The following is a 16,044-nucleotide window of genomic DNA, read 5'->3' as shown; positions in this document are numbered from 1 at the left end:
TCTGTGCTCCCAAAATTGCTGGGTCCCCGGGCCGTCGTGTCCTTGCGGGCCGAGGATCGAGTCGGCGCCGAGGTCGAGGAGTTCGGCGGCGAGTGCCTTGCCGATCTCCGCCGCATCGGCGGGCGTTCCGGTGCGGGACAGCCGGATGTCACGGGTGCCGTCCGGGCTGATCACCGCCCCGCGCAGGTAGATCTCATCACCGGTCTCGCCCTCGGCGAGTTCGGCGTAGGCGGCGACCGGGGCAGAGCATCCGGCCTCCAGGGTGGCCAGCATCGCCCGCTCCGCGATGACCGCAGCGCGCGACGGTGCGTCGTCGAGCGTGGCGAGCAGTTCGACCAGGTCCGGGTCGTCGACCCGGCACTCCACCGCCAGCGCTCCCTGCGCGGGGGCGGGCAGCATCAGCATCGGGTCGAGCGTCTCGGTGATGACGTCGGTCCGGTCCAGGCGGGCGAGGCCCGCCCGGGCCAGGACGACGGCGTCCAGGTCGGCCTCCGGGCCGAGCACCCGGGCCAGCCGGGTGTCGACGTTGCCCCGGATGGGGGTGACCGACAGTTGCAGACCCAGCGCGTGCAGCTGGGCGATCCGGCGCAGGGCACCGGTGCCGACGTTCGCTCCGGGGGCGAGCTCGGCCAACGTCTTCCCGTCGCGGGCGATGAGCGCGTCGCGCGGGTCCTGCCGCGGCGGGACCGCGGCGATGTGCAGCCCGGCCGCGGTGGCGGTGGGCAGGTCCTTGTACGAGTGGACGGCGAAGTCGATCGTCCCGGCGACCAGCGCGTCCCGCAGCGCGGAGACGAACACGCCGACCCCGAGCCGGTGCACCGGAGCGCTGGACCGGTCGCCGGCGGTGACCACCTCGACCAGTTCGACCGGCCTCCCGGTACGGGCGGTCAGGGCCTCGGCGACCTGCCCGGACTGGGCCATCGCCAGCTTGCTGCCCCGGGTACCGAGACGCAGTGGGGCGGCGCTCAAGCGGTGCTCGCTCATGCCGGCCCTCCGCTCCGCTGCGTGCCACCATGAGGCACCTTCGCACTGAGCTGACGATTCACTCGCTGGCGCTCGCTCATTGCTCACCTCCGGGTGGGGTGATGTCGGGGACGGTGTCCACCGGCGAGGTCTGCGGGACCTGGAGGTCGAAGAGCTCGCGCAGCAGGGCGGCGTACTGGTCGCCGCCGGGTTCGGCGGCGAGTTGCCGGACCCGCACGGTCGGCTGGTGCAGCAGTCGCTGGACCACCCGGTGCACGGTCCGGGCCACCTCGGCGCGCTGGTCGTCGGTGAGGTCGGGGCGGCGCTGCGCGAGTCGGCGCAGCTCGGCGGTGACCACGTCGTCGGCACGGCCACGCAGGGCGGCCACGGTCGGTGCCACGTCGGCGCCGCGCAGCCAGGTGAGGAAGGACTCGACCTCGCCGGTCACGATCCTTTCGACGGCGGCGGCGTCGGCGGCGACCGGGCCTTCGGCGAGCAGGGCCGCCATCCGGTCGATGTCGATCACCTCGACGCCGGGCAGCTCGGCCACGCCGGGCCCGACATCGCGAGGTACGGCCAGGTCCAGCAGGACCAACGGGCCGCGCTCCGGCGCTCGTGCGGCCACCGCCTCGGCGACGACCGGACGGGTGAGGACCGGCTCCGTGGACGCGGTGGCGGCCACTACGATGTCCACCGTGGACAGTGTGTCGGCCAGCTCGGTGAGCTCCCGCGCGGCGGCACCGTACGACTCGGCCAGCCGGACGGCCCGGTCGGCGCTGCGGTTGGTCACGGTCACCGGCCCGGCGCCGAGCCGGGACAGCGTCGCCACGCCCAGCGAGCCCATCGCCCCGGCGCCGACCACCAGTGCGGGACGGCCGACGAGGTCGTTGCCGAGATGACCGGCGGCCAGCCCCAGCGCGGCGGTGACCACGCTCTGCCCGGCCCGGTCGATGCCGGTCTCGGAGTGGGCCCGCTTGCCCACCCGCAGGGCCTGCTGCATCAGCTCGTGCAGCAGCCGGCCGGCGGCGTCGGACTCGCCGGCCCAGTGGTAGGCGTCCCGGAGCTGCCCGAGGATCTGCGCCTCGCCGATGACCATGGAGTCCAGCCCGGCGGCGACCCGGAAGACGTGCTCGACCGCGGCGGAGTCGAAGTGCACGTAGAGGTTGTTGGCCAGCGCGGTGGGCGGGCAGCCGGCCTGCTCGGCGAGGACGGCGCAGATGTCACCGAGGCCGCCGTGGAAGCCGGAGACGGCCGCGTACACCTCCACCCGGTTGCAGGTGGAGACGAGGACGACCTCGCTGACGTACGGCTGCGCCATCAGGCGGTCGAGGGTGGCGCCGAGATCAGCCGCCGGCACCGCGAGCCGTTCCAGGGTGGCGACCGGCGCGGTGCGGTAGGAGGCGCCGACGACGATGAGTTTCACGTGCCGATCGCCTCCTGGCTCTCGGTGACCGCGAAGCCGCCCGGCAGGGCGGTGAGAGCGGACCCACCGGCGGCGGGGAGCGCGGTCAGGGCTGCCTTGCGGTGCTCGTGGAACGACAGGATCTGCAGCTCGATGGCGAGGTCGACCTTGCGGACGTCGACCCCCTCGGGAACCGAGAGTACGCACGGTGCGAAGTTCAGGATGCTCGTCACGCCGACGGCGACCAACTGGTCGGCGACCCGCTGGGCGGCGGTGGCCGGGGTGGCGATGACGCCGATGGCGACGGCCTCGGCGGCGGCGACCTCGGGCAACTCGTCGATGTCCCGCACGACGAGCCCGTTGATCTCCTCACCGATGCGGCGCGGGTCGGCGTCGAAGAGGGCGACGATCCGGAATCCGCGACCGGTGAACCCGTCGTAGCCGGCCAGCGCGTGACCGAGGTTACCGACGCCGACCAGGGCGACCGCCCGACGCTGGGTGAGCCCGAGCACGTACTCGATCTGCTCGACCAGCAGCGCCACGTCGTAACCGACGCCCCGGGTGCCGTACGAGCCGAGGTGGGACAGGTCCTTGCGGAGTTTCGCGGAGTTCACCCCGGCGGCGTTGGCCAGCCCCTCGCTGGAGATCGTCTCGTGGCCGGTTTCGGCGAGGTTGTGCAGGGCACGGAGGTACTCGGGGAGCCGGGCGACCGTCGCCTCGGGCAGGTCCGGGAGCGCCGGTACGGCACCGGCGCGGCCGGGCGCGCCTGGGTGACGGTGCTGACTCATGAGACTCCGTGCGGTGCGATCCTCGACCAACTCCACCGGCCGGTCGTTTCGGGACTCCCGCTGGCGACCGAAATTGCCGGCTGTGCTAGCAGGGCGCGTCGGAATTACAGAGTAGGCGCTTGTGAAGACGTGCACAAATCGCGATCTTGTCGGCACACGCCGCGCCCTCACCAGCCCCTCCGTCCCGCAAGATCGACCGGAGATCCCCGCATCACGACTACCGGCGCGATTATTACTCAATCCCGACTTCTCTGACTAATCACACACGCCAATCATTGATCGAATGCGGAGATCGGAAGACCGCGACCACACACGGTGACACCCGTTTCGACTCAGCTGGGCGATTCCACCGTCGGTACATCGGCCAGCGCGGTGGCGAGCGTCACGGCCTCGACCAGGGTGTCGGCGACCGGGTGGCCGGAGTCCACCAGCCGGGACCGGTCGGTGAATCCGCCGCTGTAGAGCACGGCACGCCCACCGACGGCGTGCGCCGCGTCGGCGTCGTCGATCGAGTCCCCGATCACCACCACCGACCGGCCGTCCACCCCGATCTCGGCCAGGTGGCGGGCCAGCGACTCGGCCTTGCGGTCCCCGCCGACCTGGTCCCGCCATCCGTCGACCCGGACGAACCGGCCGGTCAGCCCGTACGTCCGGACCGCCGGCACCAGCTCGTCGTGGAACCACATGGACAACAGCGACTGGCTGCCCGGCCAGGCGGCCATCGCGTCGGCGGCGTCGTGGGCCAGCTCACAGCCGGTCAACCCCCGCCGGTACGCGTCGTGGAAGATCTTGTCGAGGCGTCCGAAGTCCTGCTCGTCCACGGCCCGGCCGAGTACGTCCGCGTAGTAGTCGGCGATCGGTCGGCGGAACCGCACCCGGTGCTCGGCGACCGTCACCGACGGCCCGCCCGCGCTGCCGAAGGCGGCGTTGGTGCAGGCCACCACCAGATCGAGATCATTGAGCAGGGTGCCGTTCCAGTCCCACACCAGATGGGTGCGCGCAGGGGTCATCAGCGCACCCTACCGGCGGCCTCAGAGCTGCGGGGTGGTCAGATCCTTCAGCAGCCGCTGCTCCTCGACGCGCCAGTAGCCGTGCTCCTTGCCGTCGAGCAGCACCACCGGCAGCCGGTCGCCGTACTCCCGTTCCATTTCGGCGTCGCCGCTCACGTCCTGCTCGATCCACCGGTCGCCGGTGACCGCGACGACCCGGTCGAGGGCCGCCTTGGCGTCCTCGCAGAGGTGGCAGCCAGGTCGGGTGATCAGGGTCAGGCGGGGCTCACGCATCGGTCTCCTCCGTCGTGGCGGTGGGTCGGAGCAGGGTCTTGCGTACCTTCCCGATCACCGAGCGCGGCAGCAGGTCGACGAACTCGACGTCGGTGGGGCACTTGAATCTGGCCAGATTACGCGCGCAGTGCGCGATCAGCTCGGCACCGGTCGCCCGATGCCCCGCCGCCGCCACCACGTACGCCCGGACAGTCTCCCCGGTCCGGGGGTGCGGCACCCCCACTACCGCCGACTCCGCCACCGCCGGATGGGCGCAGAGCACCGACTCGACCTCGTGCGGGTACACGTTGAAGCCGTTGACCAGGATCAGCTCGCCGAGCCGGTCGACCAGGAAGAGATCACCGTCGGCGTCGGCGTACGCGACGTCGCCGGTGGGCCACCAGCCGTCCCGGTCGGGCCCACCCGTGCCGTCCGGCCAGTACCCGGAGAAGAGGTTCGCCCCGCGCACCACAATCTGACCGGGGTCGGTGCCGGCCACCGGGTCGGAGAGGTCCCACTCCTCCGCGTCGTCGTCGGGCGCGGCCAGGCCGTCGCGCCACAGCTCGCTCCCGTCCGCCCCGACCAGCCGCAGGTCGACGCCGGGCAGCGGGCGGCCGATAGAGCCCGGCTTCGGCTCCCCGCCGACCAGGGTCGAGGTGAGCACCGGGGCGGTCTCGGTCAGGCCGTAGCCGATCTGCACCGGCCTACCGGCGGCCTCGATGAAACGCGCCGCGTCGGCCGGGTCGAGCGGCGCCGCGCCGCAGACCACGACCCGCACCGCCGCCATCGCCTCGGCCAGCACCTCGGCGTCCGCCCGTGACCAGGACTGCACCATCGACGGCACGCCGACCAGCACGGTGGCCCGGTGCCGGGCGATCTCGGCCAGCGCCGCGTCGGCACCAAGATCGTCGACGAGTACGCCGGTCGCGCCGTGGTGCAGCACCGCACCGAGTCCGGTGTTCAGCCCGTACGCGTGGAACAGCGGCAACGCCAGCAGCACCACGTCGTCCGGCCCGACCACCGGCGGCACGATCCGGCCGACCTGGTCGTGGTTGGCCGCCAGGGCGCCGTGCGAGAGCATGGCGCCCTTCGGCCGCCCCTCGGTGCCCGAGGTGTAGAGCAGCACCGCCAGGTCGTCGGCGGACCGCGCCGGGAAGGTCTGCGGCCCCCCGTCGGCGACGGGAGGTCTGAGGTGTACGGCGCGCAGCGCGGGCAGCTCGACGTCGGCCACCAGGTCACGAAGACGTTCGGTGCAGATCAGCACGGACGCGGCCGAGTCGGCCAGCACCTGCCGCAGCTCGCGGGCCGTCAGCGTGGGGTTGACCGGCACCGCCGTCAGTCCGGCCCGCAGCGCACCGAGCAGACCGACCACGAAGTCCGGTGAGTTGGGCAGCGCCACGGCCACCCGCGCCGGTCTGCCGCCAGCGTCCGGGACCGTCTGAGCCAGCGCCCGGGCGACCCCGGTCACCGCCTCGTCCAGTTCGGACCAGGTGATCGTCCGGTCGGAGGAACACAGCGCCGGCTTGTCCGGACTACTCCGGGCCGCCCGGGTCAGACGTTCGGCGAGATTCGGCCCGGTGCCGTCGGCCACCTGCGGCCGGGCGGCAGTGCCTGCGTCCTCGTCGGCGGCGGGGTGCGACCCCGGCCCGACGGCTGCGTCTCGGTCCTGCACGGTGGCTGAGTCTGGCACAGCCGGCGCCGCCCGGCCATGCCTCGCGGGCGGTGACCGACGCCGATCCGGGAACACCGGCGCATCGCCCCCACCGGTCGGTCCCGGCGCGGTCCCGTTCGGACTCCGCCGCACCGGCCATCGGGGACGTGCCCCGGTCCCGTGCACGGAACTCCCGAGGGGTCACCGACGGTGTGCGACAGCCCCGCCGGATTGTCGCCGCAGCCGGCCGCGTCCGGCACCGCCGCAGGCACGCAGGTCGCTGTACGCACCGTCCCACCACGACTCTGACCTGGGGATACATGTCCAACCAGCTCGTCGGCCAGTTGTCAACAACCCCCGACGGACAACCGGTCCGCCAGGTGTGCGACCCGCCGGGAAATACTTTGGCCCTGTGTAACGGACTTGCCACGCGCGGGTGACGTTGGCCCTATCATCACTCGGGTCGGCTCACCCCATTTTGCCGTGAGTCGACACCCCTCAGCCCGAGGAGGCCCCCGTGCCCGTGAGCGCATTGGACCAGCACCTCAAGGGGAACTGCCGCCCGTCGGCACACCCCGGAGCCGCCCTGCCCGACGGAGGCCCGATCGATCGACCGGGCACCGTCGGCGCGACGGCCGGTGCAACGGAGGCGGCCCGATGACCGCCTTCGGCTTCGCATCCCGCCCGGTCGGCCTACCCGGCCCACTGGCACGTACGCCGGTCAACGAGCGCGGCAACGCTCACGGCCAGCAGGACAGCACGGGGAACCTGCCCCCACGCGGCGAGAGCGCCGTGACGCGGGTGGGCAGCAGACCACATCAGAACGATCCGCCACCCCGACCACCGACGCCCGGCGGGAACGCGAAACCCGCCGGAGGCCGGGTCGCCTCACCGAGTCGACCGACCATGCCGGCCCAGGCCCGCCGCAGCGGGGACGCCCCGGTCACCGAGGTGTCCACCTCGGAGACGGCGGTGCTGCCCGCAGTCTCCTCGGCCGGCACCTCCACCGGGTTCCCGAGCCGTCCCGACCCCTCCGACCCCGCCACCGAGGTCTGGGCCCTGGTCGAGCGCGCCCAGGCCGGTGAGTCCGAGGCGTTCGGGCTGATCTACGACCGGTACGTCGACACGGTCTTCCGCTTCGTCTACTTCCGGGTCGGCAACCGGCAACTCGCCGAGGACCTCACCTCGGACACGTTCCTGCGGGCGCTCAAGCGGATCGGCAGTTTCACCTGGCAGGGCCGGGATCTCGGCGCCTGGCTGGTGACGATCGCCCGCAACCTGGTCGCCGACCACTTCAAGTCCGGCCGGTACCGGCTGGAGGTCACCACCGGCGACGTCCTCGACGCCGACCGCGAGGACCGCGGCCCCGAGGGCAGCCCGGAGGCGGCGGTGGTGGAGCACATCACGAACGTCGCCTTGTTGACAGCGGTCAAGCGGCTCAACCCGGAGCAGCAGGAGTGCATCGTGCTGCGGTTCCTCCAGGGGTTCTCGGTCGCCGAGACCGCCCGTGCGATGGGCAAGAACGAGGGCGCGATCAAGGCGTTGCAGTACCGCGCGGTGCGGGCGCTGGCCCGACTTCTCCCGGACGGTTTCCAGCCGTAGCCGATCACGTTGGGTGATTTCGCCGCCGGCCGGCCCGTAACCCGGCCCCGGCACGGCGCGTTTCTCCGGGTGCGACCGATGACCGGCCGGAAACCTCCGAGGTGGACCGGCGGCGGTGCCGACGAGGGTTTCCGTCTCCGGTGTCATGCGGTGGTCGGTCGCTGGTGGTGAACGCGGCCGACCGGCCGCGACCAGCGAGAGGAGGTGCCACGGTGGACAACGCCCTCTTCTCCCGTCGGCGCACCGAGCGCTTCGCGCAGCTTCTCGACGAAGCCAACGGTGGCCTACGTCATCACGTCCGGTCCCGCGCCGACGAACAGCTCGCGCCGCTCGTCGCGCTCGGCCGACAACTCGGTGCCAACCCGCCGCGTACCGAGGTCGACCCGGAGTTCCGGACCGGCCTGCGGGCGATGCTGCTGGCCACCGCCGACCGGGAGGGCATCGGGGCCACCGTCGCCGCACCGGCCGCGAAGACCACCACCGGTCGCGGATCGCTGCTACCGGCCGTCACCGCCCGGCGGGCCCGCGCCCGGGGCGCGATCCTGGTCGGCATCGCGGCCGGCGCCATCGCCGTCTCCGGCATCTCCGCCGCCAGCGAGAACGCGGTGCCCGGTGACGCGCTGTACGGCATGAAGCGCAGCACCGAGCGCGCCCAGTTGGCGCTCGCCAGCTCCGAGATCAGCCGTGGGCAGCTCTTCCTCGACTTCGCCCGGACCCGGCTGGCCGAGGCGTCCTCGCTCAACGGCAGCCGCGCCGGCTACCGCGGCGTGCTGGACGACATGGACGCGGACATCCGCCAGGGCGTACGCCAACTCACCGGTGCCGCCGTCCGGCGCGCGGACCCGACGGCGCTGAACACCGTCGACGCTTTCCTCACCGGGCAGCGCCGCACACTCGACGCGCTGGCCGAGCGGGGTTCCCGCGCCGACCGGGAGCGGACCGCCGAGTCGTTGGAGCTGCTGGACATGGTCGCGGAGCGCACCGAGGCCCTGCGCGCCGCCATCGCCTGCGGCCGGTCGGGTGGCACCGCCAGCGACGACCTCGGCCCCACCCCCGGCGCCTGCGCCTGACCCGGCGGGCGTACGCCGTCCCCGCGTCCGGCGGCGGTGACCGCTGCTCCGGATACCCTCGCTGAGGACAGTGGGCTCAGGGTGGGCGACATGAGGGGGTGCAGGTGGCGCGCAGCCGCAAGGTGACCGTCAGCACCGACGTGCACGGGCACACCACCGGTTGGGCGCAGACCGAGCCCGCTCCCCCGGCCGCGCCGGATCCCCGCGCCGCCGCCTTCTTCGACGTGGACAACACGATGATGCAGGGCGCCTCGATCTACTGGTTCGCCCGTGGGCTCGCCGCACGCAACTACTTCACCACGGGGGACCTGGCCCGGTTCGCCTGGCAGCAGTTGCGGTTCCGGCTGCTCGCCCGCGAACACGCCGGGGACATCTCCCAGGCCAAGGAGGCCGCACTCGCCTTCGTCGAGGGCTGGCGGGTCCAGGACGTCGAACGGCTCGCCGAGGAGATCTTCGACGAGCTGATGGCGCCGAGGATCTGGGCCGGGACCCGCCGGCTGGCGCAGGGCCACCTGGACACCGGTGAACGGGTGTGGCTGGTCAGCGCCGCCCCGGTGGAGATCGGTCGGGTGATCGCCACCCGGCTCGGGTTGACCGGCGCGATCGGTACGGTCGCCGAGATCGTCGACGGGGCGTACACCGGTCGGTTGGTCGGTGACCTGATGCACGGCCCGCTCAAGGCCGAGGCGGTCGCCCAGCTCGCCGCGGTGGAGGGCCTCGACCTGACCCGGTGCGCTGCCTACAGCGACTCCGCCAACGACCTGCCGATGTTGTCGCTGGTGGGGCGCGCGGTGGCGGTCAACCCGGACGGCACGTTGCTGCGCCAGGCCCGGCAGCGCGGCTGGGAGGTACGCGACTTCCGCACCGGCCGTCGGGCGGTCAAGATCGCTCTCCCGTCCACGGCAGCAGCGGGACTCGTCGCCGGAGCGGTCACCGCCGGAGTCGCCCTCCAACGCCGCCGCCGCGCGGCCGACGCCCCCTCCGGACGCACCCGACGCGGCACCGCACCCTAGACCGGGTCGACGCCACGCACCGGGTCGAGGCCGGCGGCCGGGGACGGCTACGGGCCGAACGGGTCCGGACGGCGTTCGAGCAGTTGGAGCACGGTCTGCTGGATGGTCTCCCGCACCTGGTCGGCGAGATTGAACACGACCAGCGGGTCGTCCGCCGAGTCGACCAGGTGGGCCGTCGGGATCGGCGGACAGAACTCGATCAGCCACTTGCTCGGCAGCGGCACCATGCCCAGCGGCCCGAGCCAGGGGAAGGTCGGTGTCACGGGGAAGTACGGAAGTTTGAGCAGTCGGGCGAGCGGCTTGAGGTCGGCGAGCATCGGATAGGTCTCCTCGCCACCGACGATCGCCACCGGGATGATCGGGGTGCCGGTGCGCAGTGCCGCCGACACGAACCCGCCCCGCCCGAAGCGTTGCAGCTTGTAGCGGTCCGCGTACAGCTTGCCGATGCCCTTGAAGCCCTCCGGGAAGACGCCCACCAGCTCGCCGCCGCGCAGCAGTCGTTCGGCGTCCGGGTTGCAGGCCACCGTGCCACCGGTCTTGCGGGCGATCTCGGAGACCACCGGCATCCGGAAGACCAGGTCGGCGCCGAGCAGGCGAAGATACCGGTTGGCGGGGTGCTCGTGGTGCAGCGCCGTGGAGAGGATCAGCGCGTCCAGCGCCACGGTGCCGGAGTGGTTGCCGACCACCAGTCCCGCCCCGTCGGCGGGTACGTTCGCAAGCCCCGTGACCTCGGTCCGGAACCAGTCGCGATAGAGGCGGCGCAGCAGCGGATGGAAGACCGCCTCGGTCAGCTCCGGGTCGAAGCCGAACTCGTCCACCTCGTAGTCGCCGGCCAACCGCCGACGCAGGAACGCGAGCCCGCCGGCGACCCGCCGGTCCCAGACGTCACCGGTCCGGTCCGGCACCGCCGCCTCGGCGGGACGGTGCCCGTTGCGCCGGACGGGGTCGAGCTCCGCCGGCACCGGGGACGGGGCGTACCGGTCGTCCAGGTGCGCCTCGTCGCGCTGCTCCTCCGGCCCGGTCACGAACGCTCCCGTACGGCGGCCCGGGCCTGGCGGATGCTGTCGAGCACCATCTGCTCGGCGACGGCCAACTGTTCCCGGGTCACCACGGCCCGGCCGTGGTGGGCGCGGATGAAGTCGTCGAAGGCGGCGGCGGTCGAGCGGGGGGTGAAGCCGTACTCCTGTTCCAGGCGGGAGATGTCCACCACCCGGCCGTGCACGAAGAGGTCGACCTGATCGAGCCCGTACCGCCCGAAGCCCATCGTCCGGGCCAACGCGACGGCACCGGCGACGCCCGGTTCCAGGACCGGCACCGAGATCCGGCCGGCCCGCCGAATCGCCTGGGACAGCGCGAGCACACCGGGACCGGCCACGTTGTAGGTGCCCGGATGGTCCTCGACGACCGACCGGTGCAGCACTTCGAGGGCGTCGTCGAAGTGCAGGAACTGCAACCGGGCGTCCCGGCCGAAGATGGTCGGCACCACCGGTTGGGAGAAGTACCGGGTCAGCGTGGTGTCGGCGGTCGAGCCGATGAAGGGGGCGAAGCGCAGCACCGTGGCGGTGACGTCGGAGCGCCGGCGACGGAAGCCGCGCACGTACCCCTCGATGTCGAGGATGTCGCGGCCGAAACCGCCGCGCGGCACCTCGCGGGGTTCGGTCTCCTCGGTGAAGACGGCCGGGTCGCGGAACGAGGCGCCGTACGCCGCAGTGGAGGACCGGACCACGATCTTGCGCAACCGTGGCGCCCGCTGACACGCGGCGAGCAGTTGCATGGTGCCGATGACGTTCTGTTCCTTCATCGCCGCACGCCCGCCGTGCTGCGAATCCGGGGCGCTGACCAGGGCCAGGTGCACCACGGTGTCGACGTCGAGGTCGGCGAGCAGACCGCCGATCGACCCGGCGTCCACCCGGACCCGTTCCACCTGCGCCAACAGCTCGGCCACCTCGGGGCCGGGCTCGGCCAGGTCGACGCCGATGACCCGGGCGATCCGGGGATCGCCCGCGAGGCGGGCGGCGACGTGCGCGCCGAGGTATCGACTGACCCCGGTCACGACGACAACCCCCGGAGGGCTCGATGAGCCACCGGGGGTCATGTCTCGCACCTACCCCGGCCTACGGGACCGAGCCGGGACAGCCACGGCCTGATCACCTGAGCCTCCGAGGGTCGACAGTTGGCAAGCGACGAATGCCGGGCCAGGGCCCGGCACACGGTCACTTGCCGAGACGGCGACGCTGGACGCGGGTCTTGCGCAGCAGCTTGCGGTGCTTCTTCTTAGCCATGCGCTTGCGGCGCTTCTTGACCACCGAGCCCATACGAAAGCCTTTCGATGCAACGTGCGGCGCGACCGGTAAGACACCACGAGTCCGTGGTGTCGGCGACCGCTTGCGGACAGCGGACCGGACCGGCGGAGTGGGCGGCAGAGCGCACCAGCGGTCACGATCTCCAGTCCAGCGTAGCGGGGATGCGTCAGCAGGACCAACGCGCCCCCGGTCGATGCCCGTTCACCGGGCCCGCAGCGACCGGGTCGGCCCCGTGGATCAGGCGGTCTCCTGGAAGGCGCCACGGAGATATTCGTGCACCGCGTGCTCGGGCACCCGGAACGACCTGCCCACCCGCACCGCGGTCAGCTCACCGCTGTGCACGAGACGGTAGACCGTCATCTTGGAGACCCGCATGACCGTTGCCACCTCGGCGACGGTCAGGAACTTGACATCCGACAGCCGACCATCGGACTGCGACCCGGCCATGGCTCACCGACCCATCCCATGCCCGGCGCGTGCCGCCCCACGGGTCCTCCCGCGCGGCCGGCGACGCGCGTGTTACCAGTACGGTAGCGGGACGGCTGTGACCGGCGCGATCCCTTCCTGCAACTGATCATGATTCGACCGGGGCACTGGGGCGAAAAACCCCTGGTCGGGTGGATGCGAGCGGATCCGGCAACCGATCATCCTCGGCCACCTGACGGGAACCGTCACTCGGCGCGCAGCGCCACCACCGGGTCGAGCCGACCGGCCCGCTGTGCGGGCAACACTCCGAAGACGATCCCGACCGCGGCCGAGACACCGAAGGCCAGCGCCAACGACCACCAGGTCACCGCCGCCGGGATCGGCGACAGGGCGGACACCAGCAGCGCCCCGCCGATTCCCAGGGCCATCCCGGTCAGCCCGCCGACCGAGGTCAACAGCACCGCCTCCAGCAGGAACTGCACGCCGATGTCGCGCGGACGGGCGCCCACCGCCTTGCGCAGCCCGATCTCCCGGGTCCGCTCGCGCACCGAGACGAGCATGATGTTGGAGACCCCGACGCCGCCGACCAGCAGCGAGATCCCGGCGATGGCGGCGAGTACGCCGGTCAGGATGCCGAGGATGTCACCGAGTACGCCGAGGATCTGCTCCTGGGTGACCGCGCTGAACTCGGTGCCCGGATGCCGGCCGTTCAACTCGGCCACGATCCGCTCGCCCAGTTCGTCGATGCGCTCCCGGTCCGGGGCCTTGACCGCGATCGCGTCGACCCGCTGGGTGCCGTACAACCGTTGGGCCGCCGTCACCGGGATGTGCACCTCGTCGTCCCGGTCCACGCCGAGGCTCTGCCCCAGCGGCGTGAAGACCCCGATCACCCGGAACCGTACGCCGGCCACGGTGACCTGCTGGCCGACCGCCTCCCGGTCGGGGAAGAGCGCCCGGGCGACCGAGTCGCCGAGCACCGCGACCCGCCGCCCGGTGTCCACGTCGGACCGGGTCAGGTAGCGGCCCCGGCCCAACTCCCGGGCGAAGACCTCCGGGGTGGTCTCCAGCACCCCCTGCACGGTGGTGAAGTCCTGCCGGGTCCCGGCCCGCACGGTGGCGCCGGAGGCGACCGTCACGGCCACCCGGCTGGGATCCCCGACCACCCGGCCGACCGCGTCCACGTCCTTGAGGGTCAGCGGCGACACCGCCGGGGCCGACCCGACGTCGAGGCGCCCCGGCACGACCAGCAGCAGGTTGGAGCCGAGCCCCTCGACCTGCTGTTCCACCGTCTGTTTGGTGCCGGTGCCGATCGCCACCAGCAGCACCACCGAGGCGACGCCGATAATCACCCCGAGCATGGTCAGCGCGCTGCGCATCCGGTTCGCGCGCAGCGCGTCCCAGGCCACCCGCCATGCCTCCGCGAGCCTCACCGGCGTACCCCGTCGTCCGTGCCGGCCGCGCTGTCCGCGACCATCACCCCGTCGCGCATCGTGATCCGGCGGCGGGCCCGGGCCGCCACCTCCGCGTCGTGGGTGACCATCACCAGCGCCACGCCGGACTCGACGTTGAGCTGTTCCAGCAGTTCCAGGACGGCCGCGCCGGTGGTGCTGTCCAGGTTGCCGGTCGGCTCGTCGGCGAGCAGCACCGTCGGGTCGGTGACCAGCGCCCGCGCGATCGCCACCCGCTGCTGCTCACCGCCGGAGAGCTGGTTGGGACGGTGGTCCAACCGGTGCCCCAGACCGACCCGCCCGAGCATCGCGGCGGCCCGCGTGCGGCGCTCGCGGGCCCCCACCCCCCGATACACCAGGGGCAACGCCACGTTCTCCACCGCCGAGGTACGCGGCAGCAGGTGGAACGCCTGGAAGACGAAGCCGATGGTCTCGTTGCGCAGCCGGGCCAGCTCGGGTGCGGAGAGCGCGCCGACCTGCCGCCCGTCGATCGCCAGCCGACCACCGGTCGGCCGGTCCAGGCCGCCGAGCAGGTGCATCAGCGTGGACTTGCCCGAACCGGACGGCCCGATCAGCGCCACGTAGTCACCGACCGCCACGGTCAGCGTGACGCCGCGCAGGGCGGGTACCGAGATCCCGTCGAGCTGGTACGTCCGGGAGACGTCCACCGCCTCGATCGCCGGAACCCGGCTCACCCGACCTCCTGGCCGTCCCGGACCTGGTCGGTGCCGCGCACCACGATCCGGTCGCCGGGCTGCACCCCGTCGACGATCTGCACCAGGTCCTGGCCCTGCACGCCGACGGTGACCGCCGCCTGGCCGGCCCGACCCTCGCGGATCAGCCAGACCGTGTCCCGCCCGTCGACCGAGAAGACCGCCGAGGCGGGTACGGTCACCGCGTCCGCCGCCTCCCGGACCCGCAGCCGCACCACCGCGTTCATGCCGGGGCGCGGCGCCGGAGCCGGTTCCGCCTCGCCGAACCGCCCCGGGCCGAGAGAGAGCCGGACGCGATAGCTGACCCCGCCCCGGGCCGAGGTGCTCGGCAGCACGTCGATCGACTTCACGGTGGCGTCGTACACGGCGCCGGTCACCGCGTCCAGCTCCACCGTGCCGGTCAGACCGGTCCGGACCAGCAGCACGTCGGTCTCGTCGACCTCGGCCAGCAGACCCAGCTCGCCGGTGTCCACCACGGTCAGCACCGGAGTGCCGGCGGTGACCCGGCCGCCGACCGGGACGGCGGTGTCCACGCCGGCCGGGGGTCCCGCCGGAGCGCCACCGAGCGCGGCCGGGTCGAGCCCGGGCGGCAGCCCGCCCGATTCGAGCAGACCGGCGAGCGCACCGGACGGATCGCCTCCGGCAGCGACGCCGCCCGGCTGCACCACTCCGGCGATCGGCGCCCGCAACGTCAACGCGTCGACGGTCGACTTGGCCAGGTCGTACGCCTGCTGGGCCTGGAGGCGCTGGGCGGTGGCGAGCGCGCCGACGGCGGAGTTCAGGTTGCGTACGCCGCGCTGCACCTCGCGTACCGCCTGGTCGGCGGTGCGGGCGGCGGCGTCGTACCGCTTCTGCGCGGCCTTGACCTGGGCCAGCAGCGCCTTGCGCAACGTCGGATCGCTGATCTTGCGGGCGGCGGCGCGGGCCGCCTCGTGTGCCTCGTCGGCCGCGCGGTCGGTGCCGCGCAGGCTGCCGGCGAGGTCGCCGCCACCACCGCCGGGCCCGGCCCGTCTGGCGGCGGTGAGCGCGGCGCGCGCCTGCCGGAGCCGCTCCCGCGCGGCGGGTGACTCGACCACGGCGAGCACCTGGCCGCGCCGGACGCGTTCGCCCGGCTCGACACGGAGGCTGGCCAGGGTGCCGTCGGCGGGGGCGGTGAGGGTGGCCGCCGCGCGGGCGGTCACGGTGGCCGGGGCGTCGATCTCCTCGGCCACCGGGGCGAGCACGGCCGAGGCGAGCGAGATCGAGGGCGGATCCTCGCCGCACGAGGCGGCACCGGTGAGGGTCAGGACGGCGACGGCGGTCAGGGCGGTGAGCAGGCGGGGCCGCGTGACTGCGGGCAGCCGCGGCGAGTCGGTGCGGCGCACCCGCCCATGCTACGAGTCGCCCCCGTCAGACCTGCGGCG

15 protein-coding genes and 1 pseudogene are annotated in these 16,044 nt (G+C 73.0%); 3 read left to right on the top strand and 13 right to left on the bottom strand.

Translation table 11 applies throughout. From position 1 onward, the window contains the following. Window positions 1–12: 12 nt before the first annotated feature. The 6 genes and pseudogenes from hemC to ACFYTT_RS16555 all read right to left on the bottom strand — a co-directional run. Window positions 13–984 (bottom strand): annotated as a pseudogene (gene hemC, locus ACFYTT_RS16580) (hydroxymethylbilane synthase); the annotation flags it as partial. Between the two features lie 76 nt (window positions 985–1,060). Next, window positions 1,061–2,386 carry a glutamyl-tRNA reductase gene (locus tag ACFYTT_RS16575; RefSeq protein WP_387260059.1) on the bottom strand — a complete coding sequence of 442 codons (1,326 nt, stop codon included), beginning with the start codon at window positions 2,384–2,386 and terminating at the stop codon, window positions 1,061–1,063. After that, window positions 2,383–3,153 carry a redox-sensing transcriptional repressor Rex gene (locus ACFYTT_RS16570; RefSeq protein ID WP_131051869.1) on the bottom strand — a complete coding sequence of 257 codons (771 nt, stop codon included), beginning with the start codon at window positions 3,151–3,153 and terminating at the stop codon, window positions 2,383–2,385. Before ACFYTT_RS16570 ends, ACFYTT_RS16575 begins: the two co-directional genes overlap by 4 nt. 332 nt (window positions 3,154–3,485) lie before the next feature. Next, the gene (locus ACFYTT_RS16565; protein WP_131051868.1) at window positions 3,486–4,163 is read right to left on the bottom strand and encodes an HAD family hydrolase; all 678 of its coding nucleotides are present in this window, start codon (window positions 4,161–4,163) and stop codon (window positions 3,486–3,488) included. A gap of 21 nt (window positions 4,164–4,184) precedes the next feature. Continuing rightward, window positions 4,185–4,436, bottom strand: a complete 252-nt coding sequence (locus ACFYTT_RS16560) for a glutaredoxin family protein (RefSeq protein ID WP_131051867.1) — start codon at window positions 4,434–4,436, stop codon at window positions 4,185–4,187. Continuing rightward, entirely contained in the window at window positions 4,429–6,087 is a 1,659-nt protein-coding gene (locus ACFYTT_RS16555) for an AMP-binding protein (protein WP_387260055.1), read from the bottom strand. Before ACFYTT_RS16555 ends, ACFYTT_RS16560 begins: the two co-directional genes overlap by 8 nt. Window positions 6,088–6,723: 636 nt before the next feature. Between ACFYTT_RS16555 and ACFYTT_RS16550 the strand changes: the two genes are divergently transcribed. The 3 genes from ACFYTT_RS16550 (at window position 6,724) to ACFYTT_RS16540 (ending at window position 9,751) form a co-directional block, all read left to right on the top strand. After that, complete coding sequence (locus ACFYTT_RS16550; protein WP_131051865.1) at window positions 6,724–7,668, top strand: ECF subfamily RNA polymerase sigma factor, BldN family; 945 nt, start codon at window positions 6,724–6,726, stop codon at window positions 7,666–7,668. A 212-nt stretch (window positions 7,669–7,880) separates the two neighbouring features. Then, on the top strand, window positions 7,881–8,738 hold the full coding sequence (locus ACFYTT_RS16545; protein ID WP_387260052.1) for a DUF5667 domain-containing protein: 858 nt from the start codon (window positions 7,881–7,883) through the stop codon (window positions 8,736–8,738). Between the two features lie 104 nt (window positions 8,739–8,842). Beyond that, window positions 8,843–9,751: an HAD family phosphatase gene (locus ACFYTT_RS16540; RefSeq protein ID WP_176095286.1), complete on the top strand. Its 909-nt coding sequence runs from the start codon at window positions 8,843–8,845 to the stop codon at window positions 9,749–9,751. A gap of 47 nt (window positions 9,752–9,798) precedes the next feature. Here ACFYTT_RS16540 and ACFYTT_RS16535 read toward each other — a convergent pair whose 3' ends face one another. The 7 genes from ACFYTT_RS16535 to ACFYTT_RS16505 all read right to left on the bottom strand — a co-directional run bounded on the left by ACFYTT_RS16535 (window position 9,799) and on the right by ACFYTT_RS16505 (window position 16,005). Beyond that, entirely contained in the window at window positions 9,799–10,656 is an 858-nt protein-coding gene (locus ACFYTT_RS16535) for a lysophospholipid acyltransferase family protein (protein ID WP_201272296.1), read from the bottom strand. A 116-nt stretch (window positions 10,657–10,772) separates the two neighbouring features. Beyond that, window positions 10,773–11,846: an NAD-dependent epimerase/dehydratase family protein gene (locus ACFYTT_RS16530; RefSeq protein ID WP_131051862.1), complete on the bottom strand. Its 1,074-nt coding sequence runs from the start codon at window positions 11,844–11,846 to the stop codon at window positions 10,773–10,775. Window positions 11,847–11,964: 118 nt separating this feature from the next. Further along, a complete protein-coding gene (locus tag ACFYTT_RS16525; RefSeq protein ID WP_007465623.1) occupies window positions 11,965–12,066 on the bottom strand; it encodes a 30S ribosomal protein bS22 in 102 nt (33 codons plus the stop codon). A gap of 225 nt (window positions 12,067–12,291) precedes the next feature. Next, window positions 12,292–12,501, bottom strand: a complete 210-nt coding sequence (locus ACFYTT_RS16520; RefSeq protein ID WP_091079691.1) for a helix-turn-helix domain-containing protein — start codon at window positions 12,499–12,501, stop codon at window positions 12,292–12,294. Between the two features lie 224 nt (window positions 12,502–12,725). Continuing rightward, the gene (locus ACFYTT_RS16515) at window positions 12,726–13,910 is read right to left on the bottom strand and encodes an ABC transporter permease (RefSeq protein WP_387260047.1); all 1,185 of its coding nucleotides are present in this window, start codon (window positions 13,908–13,910) and stop codon (window positions 12,726–12,728) included. Further along, a complete protein-coding gene (locus ACFYTT_RS16510) occupies window positions 13,907–14,623 on the bottom strand; it encodes an ABC transporter ATP-binding protein (protein WP_387260044.1) in 717 nt (238 codons plus the stop codon). The genes ACFYTT_RS16515 and ACFYTT_RS16510 overlap by 4 nt, the downstream gene beginning before the upstream one ends. Continuing rightward, window positions 14,620–16,005 (bottom strand): efflux RND transporter periplasmic adaptor subunit, encoded by a 1,386-nt coding sequence (locus ACFYTT_RS16505; RefSeq protein WP_387260041.1) that lies wholly within the window; start codon window positions 16,003–16,005, stop codon window positions 14,620–14,622. The genes ACFYTT_RS16510 and ACFYTT_RS16505 overlap by 4 nt, the downstream gene beginning before the upstream one ends. Window positions 16,006–16,044 lie beyond the last annotated feature (39 nt).

The sequence above is a fragment of the Micromonospora sp. NPDC003816 genome, from assembly GCF_042874705.1.
Classification (GTDB): domain Bacteria; phylum Actinomycetota; class Actinomycetes; order Mycobacteriales; family Micromonosporaceae; genus Micromonospora.
Note: the sequence above shows the minus strand (reverse complement) of the source record. Positions and strands in the feature narration are given on the sequence as shown.